The 23,177-nt window shown below is 68.4% G+C and carries 18 protein-coding genes; 17 read left to right on the top strand and 1 reads right to left on the bottom strand.

All coding sequences use genetic code 11. The features are described 5' to 3' along the window. Positions 1 to 11: 11 nt before the first annotated feature. The 15 genes from ICJ04_RS17375 to ICJ04_RS17305 all read left to right on the top strand — a co-directional run bounded on the left by ICJ04_RS17375 (position 12) and on the right by ICJ04_RS17305 (position 16,809). On the top strand, positions 12 to 563 hold the full coding sequence (locus ICJ04_RS17375) for a hypothetical protein (protein ID WP_223202932.1): 552 nt from the start codon (positions 12 to 14) through the stop codon (positions 561 to 563). Beyond that, positions 556 to 2,262, top strand: coding sequence for an AMP-binding protein (locus ICJ04_RS17370; protein WP_188325407.1), 1,707 nt, complete (start codon positions 556 to 558; stop codon positions 2,260 to 2,262). The genes ICJ04_RS17375 and ICJ04_RS17370 overlap by 8 nt, the downstream gene beginning before the upstream one ends. Next, entirely contained in the window at positions 2,252 to 3,022 is a 771-nt protein-coding gene (locus ICJ04_RS17365) for a glycosyltransferase family 2 protein (protein ID WP_188325406.1), read from the top strand. Before ICJ04_RS17370 ends, ICJ04_RS17365 begins: the two co-directional genes overlap by 11 nt. Beyond that, on the top strand, positions 3,019 to 3,960 hold the full coding sequence (locus ICJ04_RS17360) for an acyltransferase (RefSeq protein ID WP_188327381.1): 942 nt from the start codon (positions 3,019 to 3,021) through the stop codon (positions 3,958 to 3,960). The genes ICJ04_RS17365 and ICJ04_RS17360 overlap by 4 nt, the downstream gene beginning before the upstream one ends. Then, positions 3,950 to 5,500 (top strand): aromatic amino acid ammonia-lyase, encoded by a 1,551-nt coding sequence (locus ICJ04_RS17355; RefSeq protein ID WP_188325405.1) that lies wholly within the window; start codon positions 3,950 to 3,952, stop codon positions 5,498 to 5,500. The genes ICJ04_RS17360 and ICJ04_RS17355 overlap by 11 nt, the downstream gene beginning before the upstream one ends. Beyond that, on the top strand, positions 5,487 to 5,909 hold the full coding sequence (locus ICJ04_RS17350) for an acyl-CoA thioesterase (RefSeq protein ID WP_188325404.1): 423 nt from the start codon (positions 5,487 to 5,489) through the stop codon (positions 5,907 to 5,909). Before ICJ04_RS17355 ends, ICJ04_RS17350 begins: the two co-directional genes overlap by 14 nt. A 32-nt stretch (positions 5,910 to 5,941) precedes the next feature. Next, positions 5,942 to 6,532, top strand: a complete 591-nt coding sequence (locus ICJ04_RS17345; RefSeq protein ID WP_223203090.1) for an outer membrane lipoprotein carrier protein LolA — start codon at positions 5,942 to 5,944, stop codon at positions 6,530 to 6,532. A 1-nt stretch (position 6,533) separates the two neighbouring features. Beyond that, positions 6,534 to 8,885, top strand: a complete 2,352-nt coding sequence (locus ICJ04_RS17340) for an MMPL family transporter (RefSeq protein ID WP_188327380.1) — start codon at positions 6,534 to 6,536, stop codon at positions 8,883 to 8,885. Then, positions 8,885 to 9,475 (top strand): DUF3261 domain-containing protein, encoded by a 591-nt coding sequence (locus tag ICJ04_RS17335; protein WP_223202930.1) that lies wholly within the window; start codon positions 8,885 to 8,887, stop codon positions 9,473 to 9,475. The genes ICJ04_RS17340 and ICJ04_RS17335 overlap by 1 nt, the downstream gene beginning before the upstream one ends. Continuing rightward, complete coding sequence (locus tag ICJ04_RS17330; protein WP_188325402.1) at positions 9,472 to 10,665, top strand: beta-ketoacyl-ACP synthase; 1,194 nt, start codon at positions 9,472 to 9,474, stop codon at positions 10,663 to 10,665. The genes ICJ04_RS17335 and ICJ04_RS17330 overlap by 4 nt, the downstream gene beginning before the upstream one ends. Then, positions 10,662 to 11,114, top strand: coding sequence for a hotdog family protein (locus tag ICJ04_RS17325; RefSeq protein WP_188325401.1), 453 nt, complete (start codon positions 10,662 to 10,664; stop codon positions 11,112 to 11,114). Before ICJ04_RS17330 ends, ICJ04_RS17325 begins: the two co-directional genes overlap by 4 nt. Then, positions 11,111 to 11,842: a 3-ketoacyl-ACP reductase FabG2 gene (locus ICJ04_RS17320; protein WP_188325400.1), complete on the top strand. Its 732-nt coding sequence runs from the start codon at positions 11,111 to 11,113 to the stop codon at positions 11,840 to 11,842. Before ICJ04_RS17325 ends, ICJ04_RS17320 begins: the two co-directional genes overlap by 4 nt. After that, the gene (locus ICJ04_RS17315) at positions 11,842 to 13,092 is read left to right on the top strand and encodes a beta-ketoacyl-ACP synthase (protein ID WP_188325399.1); all 1,251 of its coding nucleotides are present in this window, start codon (positions 11,842 to 11,844) and stop codon (positions 13,090 to 13,092) included. The genes ICJ04_RS17320 and ICJ04_RS17315 overlap by 1 nt, the downstream gene beginning before the upstream one ends. Positions 13,093 to 13,220: 128 nt before the next feature. Further along, positions 13,221 to 13,481 carry a YcgL domain-containing protein gene (locus ICJ04_RS17310; RefSeq protein WP_188325398.1) on the top strand — a complete coding sequence of 87 codons (261 nt, stop codon included), beginning with the start codon at positions 13,221 to 13,223 and terminating at the stop codon, positions 13,479 to 13,481. Then, the gene (locus tag ICJ04_RS17305; RefSeq protein WP_188325397.1) at positions 13,474 to 16,809 is read left to right on the top strand and encodes an ankyrin repeat domain-containing protein; all 3,336 of its coding nucleotides are present in this window, start codon (positions 13,474 to 13,476) and stop codon (positions 16,807 to 16,809) included. The genes ICJ04_RS17310 and ICJ04_RS17305 overlap by 8 nt, the downstream gene beginning before the upstream one ends. Positions 16,810 to 16,845: 36 nt before the next feature. Here ICJ04_RS17305 and ICJ04_RS17300 read toward each other — a convergent pair whose 3' ends face one another. Then, positions 16,846 to 18,642 carry a monovalent cation:proton antiporter-2 (CPA2) family protein gene (locus ICJ04_RS17300; protein WP_188325396.1) on the bottom strand — a complete coding sequence of 599 codons (1,797 nt, stop codon included), beginning with the start codon at positions 18,640 to 18,642 and terminating at the stop codon, positions 16,846 to 16,848. Between the two features lie 326 nt (positions 18,643 to 18,968). Here ICJ04_RS17300 and mgtE point away from each other — a divergent pair, with 326 nt between their 5' ends. Beyond that, entirely contained in the window at positions 18,969 to 20,339 is a 1,371-nt protein-coding gene (gene mgtE / locus ICJ04_RS17295; protein WP_188325395.1) for a magnesium transporter, read from the top strand. Between the two features lie 99 nt (positions 20,340 to 20,438). After that, positions 20,439 to 23,153, top strand: coding sequence for a bifunctional acetate--CoA ligase family protein/GNAT family N-acetyltransferase (locus ICJ04_RS17290; protein ID WP_188325394.1), 2,715 nt, complete (start codon positions 20,439 to 20,441; stop codon positions 23,151 to 23,153). The last annotated feature ends 24 nt before the right edge of the window (positions 23,154 to 23,177 follow it).

Raw genomic sequence — 23,177 nt, 5'->3', positions numbered from 1 at the left:
GGACCGCCGCCGTGCCCTCCTTCCGCAAAGTCGCCTTCGTCGCCGTATCGCTGGCGTACCCGCTGCTGATGTACGCCGCGATGGGGCGCTTCGAGCCGCGCTGGCTGTCGTTGTTGCTGTTTGCGTTGGCCGTGTTGCGCGCGCTCGGCAGCCGTGAAGCGGTGTGGATGTGGGCCGCTGCGGGCACCGGGCTGCTGGCCGTGGTGGCGTTGCTGGGCAACCAGGCCTTGCCGCTGAAGCTGTATCCGGCCCTGGTCAATGCGGTGCTGTTGGCGGTGTTCCTGGCCAGCCTGCGTTGGCCACCGAGCATGGCCGAGCGCTTTGCGCGCATGCAGGAACCCCAGCTGCCCCCGTTTGCCATCGTCTACACCCGGCGGGTCACCCAGGTGTGGTGCGGTTTCTTCGTCATCAATGGCGGTCTGGCGCTGGCCACCGCGCTGTGGGCGTCCGATGCGACCTGGGCGCTGTACAACGGCCTGCTGGCTTATCTGCTGATGGGCGTGCTGCATGCGGTGGAGTGGACGGTGAGGCGCCGGGTGAAGGCGGCACATGGCCATGGCTGAGTGGATCCCGCTGCACCAGCTGCTGGGCCCGGCGCGGCCGGACCGCTGGATTGGCGGTGCCGGTGCGGATCGTATCGACCACGCCGGGCTGCTGGCCCGGGTGGCGGCGTGGCGCGTGGCGTTCTCGCAGGCGGGAGGACGCGACTGGGCCCTGTACTTCGATGACAGCCTGGCGTTCGCCGCTGCCCTGTTGGGCGCGTGGTCAGCGGGCAAGCGCGTGTACCTGCCTTCCGACAACCTGCCGGCCACGCTGCAGGCGCTGCGGCCGCAGGTCGACGGCGTTGCCGGTGACGTCGACCTGCACTGGCAACCGCTGGCCCCGTCTGCGGTGGGGGCCGATGCCATCGCGCCGATCATGCTGGACGAACGCGCCTGCCGGTTGGTGGTGTTCACCTCCGGCAGCACCGGGGCGCCGGTCGCGATCGAGAAACGCCTGGACCAGTTGGCCTGCGAAGTGGGTGCGCTGGAGCAGGCCTTTGGTGCGCTGCTGGAGGGTGCGCAGGTTCACGGCACCGTGTCACACCAACACATTTACGGCCTGCTGTTCCGGGTGTTGTGGCCCTTGTCGGCGGGTCGGGCGATCCTGCCACGGCGCTTCTTTCACGAAGATCTGGTGGCGGCGCTGTCGACCGGGCCGTGCGTGCTCGTTGCCACGCCTGCCCACCTGAAACGGCTGCCGGCGCAACTGGACTGGCGCGCTGCGCGCACGCATCTACGCGCGGTGTTCTCCTCCGGTGGTCCGCTACCTGCGCAGGCGGCCGTCGATGTCCGCGCGCTGCTGGACCGTGTGCCGATCGAGGTGTTCGGCAGCAGTGAGACCGGCGGCATTGCCTGGCGTGGCGGTGATGCATCGACCAGCGCGTGGCAGCCGCTGCCGGGCGTGCAGTGGCGGATCGACGAGGGCCAGTTGGCTGTTGCCTCCGCGCACCTGCCCGATGGCGGCTGGTGGCGCAGCGAGGATCGTGCCGAGGCTGACGCGCAGGGCGGTTTCCGCCTGTTGGGTCGCGCCGACCGCATCGTCAAGGTAGAAGAGCGGCGTGTGTCGCTGGACGCGCTGGAACATGCGCTGCGCGCGCACCCCGCCGTCGCCGACGCCCGCGTGCTGCTGCTGCCGGGCCAACGCGAACAGTTGGCGGCCGTGGTGGTGCCGCGCGATACCCGCCTGCTGCAGGCTGACGAGGCCGGCCGCCGTGCCGCCGGCCGTCAGTTGTCCAACGCCCTTGCCGATGCCCACGACGCCGTCGCGCGGCCACGGCGCTGGCGCTTCGTCGATGCACTGCCCCTCAATGCGCAGGGCAAGACGACCCAGGCCGCCCTGCTGTCGTTGTTCCAGCCGGAGCAGCCGGAGCAGGTGGACCTGCCGCCGGTGCAGTGGCTGCAGTGTGGACCGGCCTCGGCCAGCGCGCAGTTGACCCTGCAACCCGACCTGCGTGCGTTCGATGGGCACTTCCCCGGGGTGCCGGTGCTGCCCGGAGTGGCCCAGGTCGACTGGGCGATCCGCTTGGCCCAGACGGTGTTCGCCCTGCCGGCGCGCTTCGTGCGTATCGACGCGCTGAAGTTCCAGCGGGTGGCGCGCCCGGGTGACACCCTCCTGCTGCAACTGGACTGGGACGCGTCGCGCCGCATGCTCGCATTCCGGTTCAGCTCCGGTCACGGCATCCATGCCAGTGGCAAAGTAGTGTTCGCCGATGCCGATTGAATCCCCGTCCGCTGCCATTGACCATGCCCCGCTGGTGGTGGTGCCGGTGTACGACCACGAACACGCCATCGTCGAGGTGGTGGCAGGCATCCGCGCCGCCGGCCTGCCTTGCCTGCTGGTCGATGACGGCTCGCACGACGCCTGTGCCGCCGTGCTGCGTGCGCTCAGCGCGGGCGATGGGGTGGGGCTGCTGCGGTTGCCGCGCAACGAAGGCAAGGGCGGCGCCATGCTGGCCGGCTTCCGCGAGGCATCACGGCTGGGCTACAGCCACGTGCTGCAGATCGATGCCGATGGCCAGCACAACACCAATGAGCTCGAACGCTTCGTGGCCTTGTCGCAGGCGCATCCGCACGCCGTGATCTGTGGCATCCCGGCCTACGATGAAACGGTGCCAAAAATCCGCCTGTACGGCCGCTACGCCACCCATGTGTGGGTGTGGATCAACACGCTTTCGCTGCATCTGCGTGATTCGATGTGTGGCTTCCGGGTGTACCCGCTGCCGCCTGTCATCCGGCTGATTGCCGAGGAAACCATTGGCCGCCGCATGGATTTCGATACCGAGATCCTGGTGCGGCTGTATTGGCGTGACATCGCGGTGCTGCACTTGGCGACGCCGGTGACCTACCCACGCGACGGCGTTTCACATTTCGATGTATGGCGCGACAACGTGCGTATCAGTGGCATGCACGCGCGGCTGTTCGGCGGCATGCTGCGGCGTGCGCCGCGATTGCTGCGTCGCCGCCTGCGAGGCACGCGCTGATGGCCGCCCGACCGGCGCCGCACTGGGCGGACATCGGCGAGCGCACCTCCGTCAGCGGCGTGCTGCTGCTGTGCTGGGTGCACCGCTGGCTCGGACGCTGGCCCTACCGGATGGGCGCATGGCCAGCGGTGGCCTGCCACTGGTTGGGAAACGGCCTGGCGCGGCGTGCCTCCATGCAGTACCTGCAGCGCCTGCAGGCCCACACCGGGGCATTGGGCCACACGCCCGGCTGGCGTGACAGCCTGCGCCACTTCGCCCTGTTCGGCGACACCATGCTGGACAAGCTGCTGGCGCTGGGACGCCGTTATCCGGCGCAGCAGCTGCAGTTGCATGACAACGCGGCGCTGCAGCGCATCGGCCGTGCCGAAGGAGGCGTGTTCCTGACCGCGCACGTGGGCTGCCTGGAGCTGTGCCAGGTATTGGCCGAAAAAGTGCCGGGGCTGCACCTCACCGTGCTGGTCCACACCAAGCATGCGCAGCGCTTCAACAGCCTGCTGGCGCGCCTGGATCCGTTGGCATCGGTAGAACTGCTGCAGGTGACCGAGGTGGGCCCGGCAATGGCGATGGCGCTCGGTCGTCGGGTCGCCGCGGGTGGCTTCGTCGCCATCGTGGGTGACCGGGTGCCGGTGAACAGCGAGCGGGTGGCGCATGCCGATTTCCTGGGTCACCGCGCGCCCTTCCCGGTGGGCGGCTATGTCATGGCGTCGGCGCTGGCTTGCCCGGTCTACACCCTGTCGTGCCTGCACCACGGCGACGGTTATCGCGTTCGTTTCGATCTGTTCGCGGAGCGCATCAGCCTGCCCCGCGGGGCACGCGACGCCGCCCTGCAGGACTGCGCCCATCGCTATGCGCAGTGGCTGGAACAGCAGGTGACCCAGTCACCGCTGGATTGGTTCAACTTCTTTCCTTTCTGGGACCAGGCACCTGATGCCGACTGATCTTTCCCCTTCCTGCCACTTCGGCGCCGCTGCGCTGACCATCGAAGACGTGGTCGCGCTGGCAGACCGGCGTGCACGTGCCGAGCTCAGCGATGCACCGGCTTTCCGTGCGCGCATCCAGCGCGGTGCCGATTTCCTCGACCGCCTGCTGCGCGAGGACGGGGTCATCTATGGCGTCACCACCGGCTACGGCGACTCGTGCACGACGGTGATCCCGCCCTCGTTGGTCGCCGAGCTGCCGCATCACCTGTACACCTACCACGGCTGCGGGCTGGGTCGTTTCCTGGATGCACAGGAAACGCGGGCCGTCTTGGCGGCTCGCCTCGCCTCGCTGTCACAAGGCATGTCCGGCACCAGCGTGGCGCTGCTGGAAGGGATCACTTCGCTGCTCCAGCACGACGTGCTGCCGCGCATCCCGGCGGAAGGATCGGTCGGCGCAAGCGGTGACTTGACCCCGCTGTCCTACGTGGCGGCCGTGCTGTGCGGGGAGCGCGACGTCCTGTTCGAAGGACGCGTGCAGCCTGCGGCCGAGGTGCTGCCGCGGATCGGCATGGTGCCGCTGCGGCTGCGACCGAAGGAAGGCCTGGCGTTGATGAATGGCACTGCGGTGATGACCGGGCTGGCCTGCCTGGCCTGGCACCGTGCCGACTATCTCAGCCGCCTGGCGACCCGCTTGACGGCATTCAACGTGTTGGCCAGTGATGGCAACGCCCATCATTTCGACGAGACCCTGTTCGCGGCCAAGCCGCATCCGGGCCAGGCACGCATCGCCGCCCGCCTGCGCGCGGACCTGCACAGCGAGAAGCCGCCGCGCAACGCGCAGCGACTGCAGGATCGCTATTCGTTGCGCTGTGCCCCGCATGTGATCGGCGTATTGGAGGATACGTTGCCGTTCCTGCGGCAGTTGATCGAAACCGAACTCAACAGCGCCAACGACAACCCACTGATCGACCCGGACGAAGAGCGCGTGCTGCACGGTGGCCACTTCTATGGCGGCCACATCGCGCTGGCCATGGATACCTTGAAGAACACCGTCGCCAACATCGCCGACCTGCTGGACCGGCAGCTGGCGCTGCTGGTCGATGCACGCTACAGCCATGGCCTGCCGGCCAACCTGTCTGCCGCCACGGGGCCGCGCGCGGCCATCAACCACGGGCTGAAGGCGCTGCAGATCAGTGTCTCGGCGTGGACGGCCGAGGCGCTGAAAAATACCCTGCCTGCCTCGGTGTTCTCGCGTTCCACGGAATGCCACAACCAGGACAAGGTCAGCATGGGCACCATCGCCGCGCGTGACTGCCTGCGCGTGATCGAGTTGGTGGAGCAGGTGGTGGCGGCGATGCTGATCGCGGCACGTCAGGCCGTGGCGCTGCGCCAGCGGGTCGGCCTGCAGGCGCAGCTGCAGGGTGCGCTGGATGCGATGAATACCGATCTCGTCGGGCGCATCGCGCTGGTCGAGGAAGATCGCGCGTTGGACGGCGAGCTGCGCCAGCTGCTGCAGGACATCCGCGGACGCGCGTGGGTGATCTATGCTGATGCATGATCTGACGGAAGAAATCGCCCTGTCGCCCGCGTTCCACGACTGCGACCCGATGCAGGTGGTCTGGCACGGAAACTATTTCAAGTACTTCGAGATCGCCCGCTGCGCGCTGCTGCAGCGGCATGATTACGACTACCCGCAGATGCAGGCGTCCGGCTTCCTGTGGCCGGTGGTGGACGCGCGGGTCAAGTACATCCGCCCGTTGCGTTTCCAGCAGGCGCTGCGCGTGGTGGCACGCATCGTCGAGTGGGAGAACCGCTTGAAGATCACCTACGAGATTTTCGATGCGCTCAGCGGTGAGCGCCTGACCCGCGCCCATACCATCCAGGTCGCCGTCGCCGCCGACAGCGGCGAGATGCAGTACCTGTGTCCCCCGATCCTGTGGCAGAAGCTGGGAGTATCCGCACCATGAAACTGTTCGCTCCGCTCCGTCTGTTGGCGGTCATGTCGCTGTGTCTGCTGGCGTCGGCAACCAGCGCCGCCGACGCGGTCATCGAATCGATCACCCGGGATGTCGCGCGTCCTGCCGTGCTGCGTGGCAGCTTCAGCCAGCAGAAGCAGGTGGCGGGATTCCGCAATCCATTGCAGTCGCAGGGGCGCTTCGTGGTGGCGCACCAGCGCGGTGTCATCTGGTCCACCCTGAAGCCGTTCCCCTCGGAGATGGTCATCACCGCCGACCGCATCCTCAGCCGGCAGGCCGATGGCAGCACCCGCGTGGAACTCGATGCACGCGAGCAGCCGGCAATGCGCTCGGTGAACGCCACGCTGTTCGCGCTGATGAGCGGTGACGTGCAGGCACTGTCCAGCCAGTTCAATGTCGATGCGCGGCGCGAAGGGGCGGGCTGGACGCTGCAGCTCACGCCGAAGTCGGCGATGCTGGCAAAGGCATTCACCTCGCTGCGGCTGCGCGGTGACCGCTACGTACGTGACGTGGAGATCGTGGAAGCGGGCAATGACCGCACCCTTATCACCTTCAGCGCATTGACCGAAACGCCGGCCACGCTGAGCGCTGAAGAGGCCGCGCGCCTTGACTGACATGCGCCCTGGCGCGGCCGCGGCCGCCAGCCCACACCGCGCCTGGCGCTGGCTGGCCCTGGCGTGGCTGCTGGTGCTGCTGGCGCTGGGTGTGCAGCAGGCCCTGCAGTGGCGCCAGCAGCCACCGATCGACACCGACATTCTGGCAATGCTCCCGCAGGACGCCCACGATCGCCTGCTGTCGGATGCTACCCGGCGCATCGCCGATGCGAACTCGCGCGACGTGGTGGTGCTGCTGGGCAGCGATGACAGCGCAGCCGCTCTGCGTGCGCAGGAGGCATTCGCGCAGGCCATGGCCGACGATGCGGACAGCGGCCTGCTGCGGCCTGCCGGTGCGATGGACGGGTGGTTCGACCAGGCACGCGGGTTCTACGCCCCGTACCGGGATCGCCTGCTGACGCCATCCCAGCGCGATCAGCTGCAACAGACCGGCGCCGGCGATCTGGCAGGGCAGGCGCTTGCGTCCCTGTACGGGCCGATGGGCGGTCCGCGTTTGACGGCGTGGCTGCAGGACCCTTTGGCGCTGTGGCCGGCATGGTGGCAACAGCAGGCCAAGGCGGCAGGTCTGCGCCTGGGCGACGATGGCTTGGTGCAGGCCGATGGCAAGCACTGGGCGGTGCTCCGTTTCGATACCCGTGATTCCGCCTTCCAGCTGGATGGCGAGCCGCATATCGACGCGCTGCTGGAGCGCGCGGGCACGGCAGCACGTGGCGCGGCGCCCGGGCTGGAAATCCTGCATGCCGGTGTTCCGTTGCATGCCGAAGCCGCCGCCGTGCAGGCCAACCGGGAGATCAATACGATCGGCTGGGGCTCGTTGGCGGCCGTGCTGTTGCTGGTCTGGCTGGCGTTCCGCTCGCTGCGACCGATCCTGCTGGTGGCGGTGTCGCTGCTGGTGGGGTGTGGCGTCGCCTTGGCCGTGACCGTGCTGGTGTTCGGCAAGGTGCACCTGCTCACGCTGGTGTTCGGTGCCTCGCTGGTCGGCGTCGCCGAGGACTACGGCATCCACTGGTTCGCGTCGCGCCAGGCGGCCCCACGTGAGAGCCGTTGGACCCTGCTGCGGCACCTGCTGCCGGGCCTGTGGCTGGCCCTGCTGACGAGTGCGCTGGCTTACCTGGCGCTGGCGATGGCGCCGTTCCCGGGGCTGCGGCAGATGGCACTGTTCTCGGTGGTCGGATTGTCCGCTGCGTTCGTGACGGTGATCTTGTGGTTTCCGTGGCTGGACGGCGGCCAGGTGCGGCAGACCGGTTTTTCGCGCTGGCTTGGCGGCACGCTGCAGCGCTGGCCACGGCTTGCCGGGCGACGCCTGCTGCTGGTGCTGGTCGGTCTGGTGGTTGTGTCCGCTGCGGGCATGACCCGATTGAAGGTGGACGATGACCTGCGCAGCCTGCAGTCCTCGCCCCCGGCATTGATGGAGCAGCAGATCCGTATCTCGCGGCTGCTGGGGATGCCCAGCCCCGCGCAGTTCTTCCTGGTGCAGGGGGGAGATGCCGAACAGCTGCTGCAACGCGAAGAGGCCCTGACCCGGCGGCTGCGCGCGCTGGAGCACGACGGCCGCATCGGCAGCCATCGCGCGATCAGCGACTGGTTGCCTTCAGCGGCGCAGCAGCAGGCCGATGCCGCACTGACGCGTGGCATCGAGGCGGGCGTACTGCGGGCCGTGGCGGAGGTCAGTGGCGAAACGCTGGAGCGCCCGGCGTTCACCGCAGCGCCGATGACCATCGAACGCTTCGTGGCCTCTCCGGCGTCGTTGCCGGTCCGCCCCTTGTGGTTGGGCCGGCTGGGCGACGGGGTCGCCAGCGTGGTGCTGGTGGATGACCTGTCGCAGCCGCAGGCGCTGCGCGACCTGCAGGGTGCCGGAGCGGGACTGGACGGCGTGCGCTGGGTTGACCGCACCGATGATTTCTCGCGCTTGCTCGGTCATTACCGCAGTCTGATGAGCGTCATGCTGCTGGCAGGCATTGCACTGGTGTTCGCTGCGCTGTGGTGGCGCTATCGTCGCGATGCGTGGCGGGTGATGGTGCCGACGTTGTTGGCGGGGACGCTCACCGTCGCCCTGCTGTCCTTGTTCGGCCAGCCCGTGCAGCTGTTCAATGTGCTCGCCCTGATGCTGCTGCTGGGCATGGGCATCGATTACGGCATCTTCCTGCTGGAGCATCGGGGTGACCCCAGTGCGTGGGTGGCGGTCTGCGTGGGCGCGGCCAGTACCTGGCTGTCCTTCGGGCTGCTCGGGCTGTCGGCCACGCCGGCGCTGCGTGCCTTCGGCCTTACCCTGCTGTTGGGTATCGGCCTGGTCTGGCTGTTGTCACCGCTGTTCCGGCCCGCCGGTGTGCATGAAACAAAGGAGTCCACCTGATGCGTTGGATGCGCTGCGTTCGCCCGGCCCTGCGCTTGTTGGCGGCAATGACCGTACTCGCCGCGCTTGCCGCGTGCGCCGGCCGGCCCACGCGGCCCGGTGGCGATCTGCCACCGCTGCGGCTGTCGCCGGCCAGCCTGCAGGGCACCCTCGCGCTGCAGCAGCAACTCCACTTCCGCTTCGGCCGGGTGGAGCGTGATCTGGATGCGTTGCTGGAGGCCGACGACGCGCAGGTGCAACTGCTGGTGCAGGCGATGGGCCAGACCGGCTTCCGCGTGCGCTGGGATGGCCAGCACCTGGACGAACAGCGCGCCCCGTGGCTGCCACGCCAGGTGCGTGCCGAACGGGTGCTGGATGATCTGCAGTTCGCACTCTGGCCCACCGCCGCCATCGCCGCCGTACTGCCGGCCGAGTGGACGGTCACCGACGATGGTGAACATCGCCGCCTGCAGCACGCCGGCCAGGAGGCACTGCATCTGCAGCGCCATGCCGATGGCAGCCTGCAGTTGGACAACCTGCGCGAAGGATACTCATTGACCATCCGTTCGGTGGATGGCGCAGCTGCACCGGCGCAGGAGACCCCTCGGTGACCGCTGCGGTGTATCTCAATGGACTGGGCGTGGTGTGCGCCCTGGGCGCAGACCGCCACAGCGTGGCCAAGGGGCTGTTTGCCGCGGCCCCTGGCGGGCTGTCCGACTGCGATGACGTGGTGCGCGGGCGGACCCTCGCGCTGGGGCGCGTACGGGACGCGCTGCCAGACCTCTCGACGCTGCCGATCTCGCTTCGTGGTCGCAACAATGCCCTGCTGGATGCGGCGCTGGTGCAGATCGCACCGCTGGTGAAGCAGGCCATCAGCCGACATGGTGCCGAGCGTGTCGCCGTGATCATCGGCACCAGCACATCCGGCATCGGTGAGACCGAACCTGCGCTTCGCGCGCTGCAGTCTGATGGCCAATGGCCTGCCGGCTTCTCCTACGGGCAGCAGGAGATGGGCAGTGCGGCATCGTTCGTGCGCCATCGCAGCGGGGCCGGCGGCCCGGCATGGACCTTGTCCACGGCCTGTTCGTCGAGTGCGAAAGCGTTGGCTTCGGCGGCGCGGCTGCTGCGCGCCGGGGTCGTCGATGCGGTGATCGCCGGTGGGGCCGACTCGCTGTGCCACTTCACCGTCGCCGGTTTCAGCGCGTTGGAGTCGATCTCGGCCACGCGCTGCCTGCCGTTCTCGCGCAACCGCACGGGCATCAACATCGGCGAAGGGGCGGCGTTGTTCCTGCTGAGCCGTGAGCCGGGCCCGGTGCAGCTGGCCGGGTGGGGGGAGAGCTCCGATGCCCACCACATGTCCGCGCCGGACCCCAGCGGCGCCGGCGCCACGGCTGCGCTGCTCGAGGCATTGCAGCGTGCAGGGTGGTCACCGGACGAGGTGGACTACATCAATCTGCATGGCACGGCCACGCGGCACAACGATGCGATGGAGTCCCGGGCAGTGGCCGGCGTGCTGGGCAGCACGGTGCCAGCCAGCTCGACCAAGCCACTCACCGGCCACGCGCTGGGTGCCTCCGGTGCCATTGAAGCCGCCCTGTGCTGGATCGCGCTGGTCGACAATCCCGATAATCGCCTGCCGCCGCACTGGTATGACGGCGATATCGATCCGGACCTGCCGGCACTCAGGCTGGTCACCCCGGGCGACTGTTCACCGGTCCCCCTGCAGCGGATGCTCAGCAGCTCGTTTGCTTTCGGCGGCAGCAACGCCGTGCTTGCCCTGCAGCGGAGTACGGCGGCATGACCGTGTATCCCATCCGGGATGTCGTGCCGCACCGGGCCAGCCTGCTGCTGTTGGACGAGCTGGTGCACTGGGACGATGACAGCATCCATGCCGCCCTGGTGGTGCCGTCGAAGGGTGCATTCGCCGGGCCTGACGGCGTGCCGGCGTGGATCGGCATCGAGTACATGGCGCAGGCCATCGCGGCCTGGGCCGGCTGCCGTGCGCGCCGTGATGGCGGCGAACCGAAGATCGGGTTCCTGCTCGGCAGCCGCCGCTACAGCAGCCAGCGCGATCTGTTTCCCGCCGGCACCCGGCTGGAGGTTTACGCGCGCCGCGAACTGATGGGTGACAATGGCCTGGGCATGTTCGCCTGCCGGATCGACGTGGGCGGGGAGACATGGGTGGAAGCGAACGTGTCGGTGTTCGAGCCCGCTGACGCGCAGGCCTATCTGGAGAGTGGAACCGCATGACAGCCAACCTGGCGGTGCTGGTGACCGGCGCAAGCCGGGGCATCGGCCGTGCAATCGCGCTGCGCGCCGCGCGCGACGGCTTCGACGTGACCGTGCATTGCCGCAGCCGCGTGGAAGAAGCGCAGGCCGTGGCCGATGAGATAACCGCGATGGGACGGCAGGCGCGGGTACTCCCGTTCGATATCGCCGATCGCGCCGCGGCACGTGCCGCCCTGGACGCCGATGTCGAAGCGCACGGCGCTTACTATGGTGTGGTCTGCAATGCCGGTATCGCCCGCGATGGCGCGTTCCCTGCGCTCAGCGAAGACGACTGGGACCAGGTGCTGCACACCAACCTGGACGGCTTCTACAACGTGCTGCACCCGCTGGTGATGCCGATGGTGCGCCGTCGCCAGCCCGGCCGCATCGTGACGCTGGCATCGGTATCCGGCCTGATCGGCAACCGCGGCCAGGTCAACTACAGCGCGGCCAAGGCCGGCATCATCGGCGCCAGCAAGGCGCTGGCGGTCGAGCTGGCCAGCCGCCGCATCACGGTCAATTGCGTGGCCCCTGGCCTGATCGACACCGACATGCTGGATGCCGGCGTGCTGGAACACGCCTTGAAGGGCATTCCGGCCGGTCGTGTCGGGACGCCCGACGAGGTCGCTGCCACCGTCGCATTCCTGCTGTCCCCTGACGCTGCCTATATCACCCGGCAGGTGATCTCGGTCAATGGCGGGCTTGCCTGATGGCACGTGACGGGCGCCGCGTCGTGGTGACCGGTGCGGCCGCCATCAGTCCGTTGGGCCACGACTGGGCCACCATCCACGCGCGGCTGCGCGCACTGCGCAATGCCGTACGCGCGATGCCGGAGTGGGATGTCTATGAAGGGTTGAATACCCGGCTGGCTGCGCCTGCCGCGCCTTTCGAGCTGCCACCGCACTACAACCGCAAGACCACCCGTTCGATGGGACGGGTCGCCTTGATGGCGGTGCGCGCCAGCGAGCTGGCCCTGCAGCAGGCCGGACTGATCGACCACCCGGTGCTGCGTGGTGGACGCACCGGGGTGTCCTACGGATCGTCTTCCGGCAGCCATGAAGCGGTGGGCGAGTTCGGCCGGATGCTCAGCAGCTTCAGCACCGATGGCATCACCGCCACCACCTACCTGAAGATGATGAGCCACACCGCGCCGGTCAACATCGGCGTGTTCTTCGGTCTCAGCGGGCGCATCCATACCACCTCCAGTGCGTGCACATCCGGCAGCCAAGGGGTGGGCGAAGCGTACGAAACCATTCGCGCGGGGCGCCAGACCGTGATGCTGGCCGGCGGTGCCGAACAACTTGATGCGACCGCCGCGGCGGTGTTCGACACCCTGTTCGCCACCAGTGTGCGCAACGCGGCCCCAGCCACCACGCCGCGTCCGTTCGATGCCGGGCGCGATGGCCTGGTGCTGGGTGAAGGCGCCTGCACCCTGGTGCTGGAGGATCTGCAGCACGCGCTTGAACGCGGTGCCACGATCCTGGCCGAGGTGCGCGGCTATGCCAGCAACAGCGATGGCCAGCATGTCACCCAGCCCAGCAGCCCGACCATGGCCCAGGCGATGCGCCTGGCGCTGGAGGATGCCGGGCTGGACGCTGCACGGATCGGCTATATCAACGCGCACGGTACGGCGACCGAGCACGGGGACATCGCCGAAAGCCAGGCGACCGCCGAGGTATTCGGCAGCGCCGTGCCGATCAGTTCGCTGAAGAGTTACGTCGGCCACATGTTGGGCGCGTGCGGCGCGTTCGAGGCCTGGGTGAGCATCGAGATGATGCGCAGCGGCTGGTTCGCCCCCACCCTGAACCTGGAAGACCCGGATCCCCGCTGTGCCGCGCTGGACCACATCATCGGCGACGGCCGTACGTTGCAGGTGGACCACGTGATGAGCAACAACTTCGCCTTCGGCGGCATCAATACGTCGCTGGTGTTTGCGCGTTTCGACGCCTCGGCAGCCTGAACGGCCCGCGGACAATGATGAACCCGGTGCACGAAAGTTCGCCGCAGTGGCGCTGTCGGGGCTGTGACGCCTTCCGCCCGTGACGGGTTTCCGACACAATCATGTCTTAAAGGGTAAAACCTGAAAGCATGCAAGCCTACGTCTACAAAAGCCACCGTAAAGACGACACCTACGTCTATCTCGCCGAGCGTGATGGCTTCGCTGTGCTGCCTGCACCGCTGGCTGCCTCGCTGGGAAAACTCGATCTGGTGATGGAAGTCGCGCTGACCGAAGATCGCCGCCTTGCCCGCGCCGACGCGGCGCTGGTGCGTGCCGAGCTGGCCAGTCGCGGGTTCTACCTGCAGGTGCCGCCCAGCATCACCAGCATGATGCCGCGCCACAATGACTGACCGCAGGCCGCGCGAGGTATACGGCGCCCTGGGGCTGGGCGCGTTGCTGTCGCTGGGTGCCGCCATCGGGGGTATCCCCGGCGCGGTGCTGGCGGCGCTGGCGCAGCCGGTGTATGCGCTGGGCGTGTCATGGGCCCGTCGCAGCCGCGTACCGCGCGCCGTGCCGCAGGTGCTGCGCGAAGAGGTTCCCGCGCTGTTGGCGCTGTGGTTGGCCGGCCCTGCGGTCTTGGCGCTGCTGATGGCCTGGCCCTTGGCTGCGCTGCGTGAAAGCGGCAGCCTGGCCGCCGCGCTGGGACTGGCGGTGCTGCTGGGGGTCGCGTTGCTCGCCGTCTGGCGTACCTGGCCGTTGTGGAGCGACGTGGAACGTCTGGCCGGTGGCCTGCAGCGGCATGGGGCAGGCCTGTCCGGCCGCGACCTTGGTGCGTGGCGCGGACTGGCCGTGGCGGCCCTGGTACTGGCGATTAGTGCGCTTGTCGTGTTGCCAGCGTGGCCGGCGCTGCTGCCGGCGGCGCTGCGCTGGCCTGCCGTCGCTGCCATTGTGCTGCTGTCGCCGTTGCTGCACCTGATGCTGCAGCGGATCGCACCGGCCGGCACGGGGCGCGTGGCCCCGGCGACCCACACGGACGCGCTGCGTACCGCGTGGGAAGCAAACGAGCCCAGGGTCGACGCCGTGCCCACGGCACTGGAGCCGATGCAGGCCGATGCCTTGGGCCCGGCCCTCTACGAAGCGGCGCGACATGGCCGCATCGAGCGCGCGCTGCAGCTGCTGCAGGCCGGCGCGGACCCGCGTGCTGCGCCGGACCCGCAATGGCGCGACCAACGTAATCTTCCGGTGCTGGCCGCGGTGCTGCCAGACCTGCGCCTGCTGCGCGAACTGATCGCGCGCGGCGTCGACGTCAATGCACCGCACAAGGGAATGACGCCGCTGCTGGCGGCGACCCGTGACAGCTGGCACGGTCGTCCCGAAGCGGTGATGACGCTGCTCGCCAATGGCGCCGATTCGCGCGCCACCGACGCCGATGGCAATACGCCCCTGCACCATGCCGCGCGCAGCTCGGATCCCGGGGTGGCCGCGCTGCTGCGTGACGCCGCCGCCGAAATCGACGCACTGAACAATGAAGGCTGGTCACCGCTGGCGGTGGCCTGTCAGGTCGGCAACTGGCGGCTGGCGCGTTTCCTGCTGGAACGCGGCGCGCGGGCCGAGCCCGTGGAAGGCATTCCGGTGCTGCTGGCCGCTGCGGCCACCGACGATGATGATCCCGCGGGCGTCCAGCTGCTGCTCAAGCACAAGGCGCGCGCCGATGCGCGTGACGCCCAGCGCCGCAGCGCGCTGCATGAAGCGGCGCTGGCAGGCCACTCAGCCATCATCGATGCGCTGTTGGCGGCCGGAGCCAACCTGGAAGCGCGTGATGCCCTGGGCCGCACCCCGCTGCTGGAGGCTGCCGCAGGCGGTCGTGCCGCCGTGCTGGAACACCTGCTGCCGCACAAGCCCGACCTGGCGGCAGTGGACGGTGACGGCCGCAACGCGCTGATGCTGGCCGCGATGGCAACGGACGTCCCCCCGCAGCTGGTCCGTCGCCTGCTGGACCTGGGTCTGGTCGCCGACCTGGCAGATCCCGTGGCACGACGCGCGGTGGATAGCGCTGCCGAAGCGGGCCGTTGGGCCATCGTCAGCATGCTCGACCCCGCGTATCCGCTGCCCGCTGCGGTCAGCGACGGCCTCGCGGCCGCCGAAGGCAGCGAAGGCGGGGCGTCGCTGCTGCCTGACCGGCCGCCGTTGGAACTGCTGCGCGAGTCCTTGGGCTTCGGCAATCTGGACGGCCTGGAGGCGCTGGTCCGGTTGTGCCGCCCTGACGAACTGGGCGCGCTGCTGCACGATCCCGAACTGGCACTGGATCCGCGCGCGGTCAGCTGGCTGCTGCAGCACGGCGCCTCGCATGACGCGCTCGATGCCTGCACCGACACGCCGATGTTCGCGTTGCTCGCGCGTGGCGTGGACGCCGTGCCTGCCTTGCAGGCCATGCTGGAGCAGGGCGTATCGCCCGCCGGCGCCGGCGGCCTGGCACGGTTCCTGGCGGCGTGTGCACAGCATGACCACGCCAGTCGCGGACTTGAACAACTGGCGCTGGAGCTGCTGGAGCGGGGCGCGGATCCGTTCGCGGCGTCCCCGGCAGGTGATCCGCCGCTGTCGCTGGCCGTGCGTTTGGGCTGGTTGCGCCTGCAGACGGGCCTGTTGAGCCTGGGCGTGGACCGCGAAGCACGCGACAGCCATGGCATGACGGCCCTGCATCTGGCGACCGCGCTCGGTCGCGAAGCCGCATTGAAGACGCTCGTCCGCCATGGCGCATCGCCGGAAGCCCGTGCCGCCGATGGCCAGACGCCGCTGGGCGTGGCGCTGTCCAGTGGCCGCCGCGATCTGGCCGATTGGCTGGACTGGCGGGTATGGGCCCTGCCGCGCCGCACCCTGCGCGAGTCGGACGTGGCCGCGGCCGCCACTACCGGCGATGTCGATGCCGTGCGTCGCCTGATCGACCTGGGTTTCGCCGTCGACAGCGTCGATGCGCAGGGCTGTACCGCCCTGCTGCGTGCCGCAGGCGGCGGGCACCTGGCCGTGGTGGACCTGCTGCTGGCCCGCCAGGCGGATCCGCAACATGCCTCGGCCAGCGGTGCCACGCCGTTGTCAGCGGCGGTCAGCATGCGCCAGATGGATATCGTGTCGGCCCTGCTGGACGCCGGTGCGCAGCTGGAACACCGGCTGCCGGGCGGCGTCACGGTGTTGATGCTGGCATCGGCCCTGGGCCTGCCCGACATCGTGGCGCGTCTGCTCAGCGCCGGTGCCGACGTCCACGCGTGCGATGCACAGCAACTGGCGCCGCTGCATTGCGCCGCGCTGTACGGATTCTCCGCGCGTGATCGTTCGCGCCTGCTGGCGCTGCTCGATACCCTGCTGCTGGCAGGGGCCGAACCGGATCAGTCCGCTGCAGGTGACGTAACCCCGCTGCTGTTGCTGCTGGGCGCGCGTGCCGAACCGGGCACGGCCTGCGACGAGCAGGTGGTGCTGGCCGGCGTCGAACGCCTGCTGGATGAAGACGTATCGCTGGACGTCCGCGATCCACGCGGGTTCGGGCCGCTGCACCTGGCCGCATTGCATGGACTGCCGCTGCTGGTCCAGCGCCTGTTGCGTGCAGGAGCGGACCCCGAGGCACGCGACACACTCAACCGCAGCCCGCGCGAGATCGCGGTGATGCGCGGTTTCATCGACGTGGCAGGTGAGTTCGCACCCCGGGTCCCGGGCGTGTCATCGATGGCGCGTTTCCTGCGCGAATGAAGCGCTGCGCCGCTGGCCAGTGACGAGCCCCTGTCGTCACTGGTCCTCGCGCGAACGGTCCCCATCGTGGCCTGCGTCGGCCTCGAACAGATGCATCAGATCGGCGCGGGCGTCACGCGAGGTCTGGATCACGGCGGTCTCATCGTCGTACACCAGGTACTGGTCACGCAGCAGCTTCTCGTCGTGCTCGCGGAAACGCTGCACGTGCCGCTTCGCCGTGTCGCCCGGGATGCCCAACGCGATCAGTACCCGTTCGCTTAGCTCCAGGCTGGTCCCGAAGACTTCGCGGAACGGTTCGGCGGCCATGTCCATCAAGCGCCACGCATGCTGGCGGTTACGCGCACGCGCCAGCACGCGCGCGTCCGGATACAGCCTGCGGATCAACCGCGTCGCGCGCAGGTTGGTTTCGGGATCATCCATCGTCACCACGAACACCGCGATCTCGGCGCCGCCGGCTGCGCGCAGCATCTCCGGGCGGGTCGGATCACCGTAGTAAAGCTGGTTACCGAATCGCCTCAGGTCGGCCACGGTATCCGGGTTGGCTTCCAGTGCGACGAAAGGCACCTTCTGCGCCGTCAGCAGCCGTGCCACCACCTGGCCGAAGCGTCCCATGCCGGCAATCAGCACCTTCGGCCGATTATCCGGTGCGACGTCGTCAGCCGGTGGGGCCTGGGTGGTCGTGCTCGCTTCGCGCCCCAGCAGCCGCAAGAGCACGATCATCAGCAGCGGTGTCAGCGCCATCGACAGACCGACGATGGCGACCAGCCGATCATGATTGGCACTGCCCAGCAACTGCGCGCGCTGTGCCTCGTTGAACACGACGAAGGCGAACTCACCGCCCAGCCACAGCACGCTGCCCAGCAGCAGCGCCTGTCGCGACGGCAGCTTGGCCAAGCGGCCGATGGCGTAAAGAATGCCGAACTTGACCACCAGCAGGATGCCCACGCCGGCGGCGATCATGCCCGGCTCGGCGATGATGCGGTCCAGATCGATGCCCATGCCGACGGCAATGAAGAACAGGCCGAGGAACAACCCCTTGAAGGGCTCGATCTGCGCTTCCAGCTCGTGCCGGAACTCCGAATCAGACAGCAGCACTCCGGCCAGGAACGCCCCAAGGCTGGCACTCAGCCCCGCCTCCTGCATGAACCACGCCGTGCCCAGCACCACCAGCAACGCCGTGGCGGTGAATACCTCCGGGCTGCGGCTGCGTGCGACCACGCCGAACACGCGGCGCAGCAGCGGGCGTCCGCACAGGATGACCACCGCCAGCGCACCGATCGCGATGGCGGCATCCTGCCAGTGCAGGGTCTGGTTGCGCGCGCCGCCCAGCAGCGGAATCGCGGCCAACAACGGGATGGCGATGAGGTCCTGGAACAGCAGGATCGCGAAGGCCAGTCGGCCATGATTGCTGTTCAGCGCCTTGTGCTCGGACAGCAGCTGCAGGCCCACCGCCGTGGATGACAGGGCCAGGGCGATGCCCACGACCAACGCGCTCTTCCATTGGAAATGATCGAGCATCAGCAGGCCGCCCAGCACGAGTCCGCAACTGGCGACCTGCAGCGCGCCGGCGCCGAACACCGAACGTCGCATCACCTTCAGTCGCGACGGCGATAGTTCCAGGCCGATGACGAACAGCAGCATCACCACGCCGATCTCAGCCGCGCCGAGGATGCGGTCTGCATCCTGCACGAAGCCCAGGCCATCGGGCCCCAGCACCACGCCGGCGGCCAGGTAGCCCAGCACTGCCCCGAAGCCGAGGCGGCGGAATACGGGGACGGCAATCACCGCCGCAAGCAGCAGGACCAACGCGAGTTCAAGCACACCGCTATGCATGGGGAGGAACGTCTGGGATGCGGGGGAACGGGCCGGATGCGAAGCACCGGACCCTCGGCGGTCATTATGCGCCGCGTGTTGCCCACGGCGCAGCGCGGAAACTGAGTGCGACCCTACCCGGCGCCGCGATGGGGTTGACCCACCCTGCCGACAGGTCCATCCTGCCCCCCGCCACGGCATGCCCGTCGGCACACCCTTCCGGAGTCCAACCCCCATGTCCAGCGACAGTAGAAGTCGACCTCGTTCGACGCCAGCGACGGCGACCGCCTGACAGGGACGGTTCGCCTGCGTTGGCGTTGCGCTTGCAACCACGAAGGCGAACCACGATGAACCAGAAGCAGATGCTGCGTCCCGCTACCGACGCCGCCACCCTTGCCGCACCCCTGGCCGGTTTCAACACGGCCGATGCGGTCGAATACCTCAACACCTTGTTGCTGTCCCGCGCCGTGGAACTGCTGGGCGCGCTTCCGTTGCCGCGCGCGGTGAAGCTGCTGGAAGCGCCGGAGCTGCAGCGCGCCGGCGACCTCGTGGCTGCATTGCCGCCGGCCCGCGCCGCCGCGCTGCTTGGGTTGATGGCCGATGACCGCGCCACCGATATCGTCCATCAGCTGGATGAAGAAGAGCGCGCCCGGCTGGTGCCCCTGATCAGCGCCGACGCACGGCAGGTGATCCAGCAGCTGTTGAGCTATCCACCGCATACCGCCGGTGCACTGATGACGACCGAATTCGTCAGCGTGCCTGCCACGTGGACGGTCGGGCAGACCCTGCAGCACATCCGTGATGTGGAGCGCACGCGCGAGACCGTGTACGCGATCTATGTGCTCGACCCGGCCAGCCAGCGCCTGCAGCAGGTGGTGACGATGCGCCGCTTGATCACCGGTCGGGCGCAGGACGCCATCCTCGACGTGGCGCAGGTCAACGCACCGGTCACCGTGGACGTGCAGATGGACCAGGAAGAAGTCGCGCAGCTGATCCGGCGCCACGATCTGTTGGCGATCCCGGTGGTGGATGCAGGGCAGCGCGTGCTGGGCATCGTCACCGTGGACGACATCCTGGATGCGCTGATCGAAGAGTCCACCGAGGACGCGCATAAGTTCGGCGGCATGGAGGCGCTGGAAAAGCAGTACATGCAGATCGGTTTCCTGGAGATGCTGCGCAAGCGCGGCGGCTGGCTGAGCGTGTTGTTCCTCGGCGAGATGCTGACGGCAAGCGCGATGCAGCACTACGAACACGAGCTCGCCCGTGCGGTGGTGCTGACGCTGTTCATCCCGCTGATCATGAGCTCCGGCGGCAACTCCGGTTCGCAGGCGACCTCTCTGCTGATCCGCAGCCTGGCACTGCGCGAACTGCGCCTGCGCGACTGGTGGAAAGTGGCCCTGCGTGAACTGCCTACGGGCATCGTGCTGGGTACCATCCTGGGCACGCTGGCGATGGCCCGCATCACGGTGTGGCAGCTGGGCGGACTGCACGATTACGGCGAACACTGGCTGCTGCTCGGCTTCACCGTCGCGGCAGCACTGGTCGGCATCGTCACGTTCGGCTCATTGTCCGGCTCGATGCTGCCGTTCGCCCTCAAGCGGCTGGGCTTCGACCCGGCCAGCGCCTCGGCCCCGTTCGTTGCCACCCTGGTCGACGTCACCGGGCTGGTCATCTACTTCAGCATTGCCGCCACGATCCTCCACGGCACCCTGCTGTGAAAAAAGGGGACGGAGGGGATTAAGTCGCAATCGGCCGCTGCGTAGCGAGCCGATTGCGACTTAATCCCCTCCGTCCCCTTTTTTTGCTCTACTACGGCCATGAGCACCTACAACCTGCAGTCCGTGTTCCGCCCGCAGTCCGTTGCCGTTATCGGGGGCAGTCCGCGTGATCGTTCGGCGGGCCGTGCGGTGATGCGCAACCTGCGCGGGGCGGGCTTCGCCGGCAAGGTGGCGTGGGTCAATCCACGCCATGCGGAGATCGATGGCACGCGCACCGTCAAGCGCCTCAAAGACCTGGACTGGGTGCCGGAGCTGGTGGTGGTGACCGCGCCGGCCAGCATCGTGCCGCAGGTGATCGCCGATGCAGCGGCGCTGGGCGTTGCGGCGGCCATCATCCTTACCGCGCACCTGGGGGAGGGGCCCGGTTCGTTGGCGGCGCAGGTCGAAGCCAGCGCGCGCGCCAAGGGCCTGCGCATCCTCGGCCCGCATTGCCTGGGCGTGATCGCTCCCCATGCACGATTGAATGCCAGCATCGCCGCGCACGTGCCGCAGGCCGGCGACCTTGCCTTGATCTCTGAATCCAGTGCCATCGCCGCTGCTCTGGTGGAGTGGGGCGTGGCGCGCTCGGTCGGGTTTTCCGCCGTGGTGTCGCTGGGTGACACGATGGACGTCGACTTCGGCGACCTGCTGGATTATTTCGCCACCGACTACCGCACGCGCGCGATCCTGCTGTATGTCGAACAGATCAAGGACGCGCGCAAGTTCATGTCTGCTGCGCGTGCAGCCGCGCGCTCCAAGCCGGTGATGGTGGTGAAGTCGGGGCGTGCCGAACGGATCATGCCGGGCAATGACACCCACGTGCAGGCGCTGGCACGTGCCGATGATGTGTATGGCGCGGCGTTCAACCGTGCGGGCCTGCTGCGGGTGAGCGCGCTGGACGAGCTGTTCACCGCGGCAGAGACCCTGGGCCGGTTGGGTGCGTTCCCCGGCCGCCGGTTGGCCATCCTGAGCAACGGGGGCGGTGTGGGCAGGCTCGCGGTAGATCAATTGTCGGCACTGCGCGGCACGCTGGCCGGCCTGTCCGACAGCACCGTCAAGCAGCTCGATGCGGTGCTGCCGCGCGGGTGGTCACGCTCCAACCCGGTGGACATCGTGGTCGACGCCGATGGCGATCGGTATGCCGCCGCCATCGAAGCGCTGCTGGCCGACAACGAAAACGACGCCCTGCTGGTGGTCAACGTGCCCACGGCCTTCACCTCATCGGCCGACGCTGCGCAGGCACTCACCCGCACACTGGGCCTGCGGCCACGGCATCAGCGGGACAAGCCGGTATTCGCCGTCTGGCTGGGCAACGACGAGCGCGCCACGGCCACCTTGAACGCCGCGCGCGTACCGACTTATCCCACCGAAGCCGAGGCCGTGCGCGGCTTCCAGCACCTGGTGCGCTATCGCGATGCGCAGAGTGCGCTGATGGAGACCCCGCCCAGCCTGCCGCAGGATTTCGTCGTCGATGCCGGCGCGGCGCGCGCGATCGTCGAGGCGGCACTGGCTGCCGGCCAGCGCTGGCTTGACCCCTTGGCGACGCATGCGCTGCTGAAGGCCTATGGCATTCCCTCCGCACCCGTGCTGCATGCCCGCGATGCCCACGAGGCGATGGACCTGGCCCAGCCCTTGCTGGAGCAGGGTGCCAGCGTGGCCTTGAAGATCCTGTCGCCCGATATTCCGCACAAGTCCGAGGTGGACGGTGTACGCCTGAATCTGTCCACCCTCGCGGCGGTGCAGGCAGCAGCGATCAGCATCCTGTCTCGCGCGCGCGAACTGCGTCCCGATGCGCGCATCGACGGCCTGCTGGTGCAGCCCACCATCGTGCGCCCGAAAGCGCGCGAACTGATTGCCGGCATCGCCGACGATGCGACGTTCGGGCCGGTGATCGTGTTCGGCCGCGGCGGTACCGCCGTCGAAGTGATCAATGACAAGGCGCTGGCGCTACCGCCGCTGGATCTACGGCTGGCCCACGAGCTGATCGGCCGCACGCGCGTGTCGCGCATCCTCAAGCCGTACAGTGATTTCCCGGCGGCCGACGAGCGCGCCGTGGCGCTGGTACTGGTCAAGCTTGCGCAGCTCGCCGCGGACATCCCCGAGATCCGCACCCTGGATATCAATCCCCTGCTGGCCGATCGCGAAGGCATCCTTGCACTGGATGCCCGCGTGGCCGTCGCGCCATCGCGCATCCTGCACAAGGGACGTGGCCACCCGCGGTTTGCGGTGTTCCCGTATCCCAAGGAATGGGAGCGCGAACTGGTGCTGTCCGATGGCAGCACCGCCTTCGTGCGGCCCGTCCGTCCGGAGGACGATGCGCTGTTCCGTGCGTTCTTCGCCCGGGTCAGTGACGAAGATCTGCGATTGCGTTTTTTCCAGTCAGTGAAGCACTTCAGCCATGAGTTCATCGCGCGCCTGACCCAGCTTGATTACGCACGCTCCATTGCGCTGGTCGCCCTTGATCCGCGATCGGGCGAGATGCTCGGCGCGGTCCGCCTGCATGCCGATGCCGATTACCACAGCGGCGAGTACGGCATCCTGATCCGGTCGGACCTGAAGGGCCACGGCATCGGCTGGCGTCTGATGACGATCATGATCGAGTACGCGAAGTGGCTGGGCCTGGACACCGTGGAAGGCCAGGTGCTGCGCGAGAACAGCACGATGATCGCGATGTGCCAGAGCCTGGGCTTCACTACCCGGCTGGACCCGGACGACTCCACGGTGATGATGGTCAGCCTGCCGGTGCAACAGGTGGCGTCTACCTTGTTGGCGTGATGCGCGGACCGGCGATAATGCACG

Source organism: Stenotrophomonas sp. 169 (genome assembly GCF_014621775.1).
In the GTDB taxonomy this organism is placed as follows: domain Bacteria; phylum Pseudomonadota; class Gammaproteobacteria; order Xanthomonadales; family Xanthomonadaceae; genus Stenotrophomonas.
The sequence above is the reverse complement of the archived record's forward strand: the minus strand, read 5'-3'. Positions and strand labels throughout refer to the sequence as shown.

What these genes read in the sequence shown, in the direction of transcription:
- ICJ04_RS17320 (WP_188325400.1), top strand. Translation starts at nt 11,111, where the DNA reads ATGACAGCCAACCTGGCGGTGCTGGTGACCGGCGCAAGCCGGGGCATC.
- ICJ04_RS17305 (WP_188325397.1), top strand. Translation starts at nt 13,474, where the DNA reads ATGACTGACCGCAGGCCGCGCGAGGTATACGGCGCCCTGGGGCTGGGC.
- mgtE (WP_188325395.1), top strand. Translation starts at nt 18,969, where the DNA reads ATGAACCAGAAGCAGATGCTGCGTCCCGCTACCGACGCCGCCACCCTT.
- ICJ04_RS17370 (WP_188325407.1), top strand. Translation starts at nt 556, where the DNA reads ATGGCTGAGTGGATCCCGCTGCACCAGCTGCTGGGCCCGGCGCGGCCG.
- ICJ04_RS17335 (WP_223202930.1), top strand. Translation starts at nt 8,885, where the DNA reads ATGCGTTGGATGCGCTGCGTTCGCCCGGCCCTGCGCTTGTTGGCGGCA.
- ICJ04_RS17325 (WP_188325401.1), top strand. Translation starts at nt 10,662, where the DNA reads ATGACCGTGTATCCCATCCGGGATGTCGTGCCGCACCGGGCCAGCCTG.
- ICJ04_RS17350 (WP_188325404.1), top strand. Translation starts at nt 5,487, where the DNA reads ATGCTGATGCATGATCTGACGGAAGAAATCGCCCTGTCGCCCGCGTTC.
- ICJ04_RS17300 (WP_188325396.1), bottom strand. Translation starts at nt 18,642, where the DNA reads ATGCATAGCGGTGTGCTTGAACTCGCGTTGGTCCTGCTGCTTGCGGCG.
- ICJ04_RS17365 (WP_188325406.1), top strand. Translation starts at nt 2,252, where the DNA reads ATGCCGATTGAATCCCCGTCCGCTGCCATTGACCATGCCCCGCTGGTG.
- ICJ04_RS17340 (WP_188327380.1), top strand. Translation starts at nt 6,534, where the DNA reads ATGCGCCCTGGCGCGGCCGCGGCCGCCAGCCCACACCGCGCCTGGCGC.
- ICJ04_RS17345 (WP_223203090.1), top strand. Translation starts at nt 5,942, where the DNA reads ATGTCGCTGTGTCTGCTGGCGTCGGCAACCAGCGCCGCCGACGCGGTC.
- ICJ04_RS17315 (WP_188325399.1), top strand. Translation starts at nt 11,842, where the DNA reads ATGGCACGTGACGGGCGCCGCGTCGTGGTGACCGGTGCGGCCGCCATC.
- ICJ04_RS17290 (WP_188325394.1), top strand. Translation starts at nt 20,439, where the DNA reads ATGAGCACCTACAACCTGCAGTCCGTGTTCCGCCCGCAGTCCGTTGCC.
- ICJ04_RS17355 (WP_188325405.1), top strand. Translation starts at nt 3,950, where the DNA reads ATGCCGACTGATCTTTCCCCTTCCTGCCACTTCGGCGCCGCTGCGCTG.
- ICJ04_RS17310 (WP_188325398.1), top strand. Translation starts at nt 13,221, where the DNA reads ATGCAAGCCTACGTCTACAAAAGCCACCGTAAAGACGACACCTACGTC.